A 632-nucleotide genomic window follows, 5' to 3' on the forward strand; every position below is an offset into this window, starting at 1 on the left:
TCAGGACGGCCAGGACCTCGCTCCCGGCACCGTCACCGGCAGCGAGCCGAGCGCCACCAGCGAAACCGCCAGCGGTAGCCTTGTCGGTTCGGTGACTGGTGCCAGTGGGGCGCTGACGTTCAGTCTGGTGGGCAACGCCACCGGCGCTTACGGCCAGTTGTTGCTCAACCCCGATGGCTCGTACACCTACACGCTGACTTCGCCCGCCACGACGGCGCCCAACGCCAACGACGGCCCGAATGTATTGAGCGAAAGCTTCACCTACCAGGCCACGGACGCCTTGGGCAACAGTGTCACCGGCAACCTGGTGGTGAGCATCGTCGACGACGTGCCCACGGCCGTCGCGTCCGAGCGTTCGGTGACGGCGGTGGAGATCGACTCAAACCTGTTGATCGTGCTCGATGTGTCCGGGAGCATGGCCGACCCCTCGGGTGTACCGGGGCTCTCGCGGCTGGACCTGGCGAAACAGGCCATCAGTGCCTTGCTCGATAAATACGACGATCTGGGGGATGTGAAAGTCCAGCTCGTGACCTTCAGCAGCAGCGCCACCGACCAGACTTCCGTGTGGGTGGACGTGGCGACCGCCAAGTCGCTCCTCTCCGGCCTGTCAGCGGGCGGTGGGACCAACTACG

General features: G+C 65.3%; 1 protein-coding gene. It reads left to right on the forward strand.

Annotation, left to right across the window (positions count from 1 at the left end):
- On the forward strand, window positions 1-632 hold a 632-nt coding region (locus GSM73_RS27000; protein WP_256676735.1), incomplete at both ends, for a VWA domain-containing protein.

It is taken from the genome of Pseudomonas sp. PICF6 (genome assembly GCF_009831705.1).
Lineage (GTDB): Bacteria > Pseudomonadota > Gammaproteobacteria > Pseudomonadales > Pseudomonadaceae > Aquipseudomonas > Aquipseudomonas rhizophila.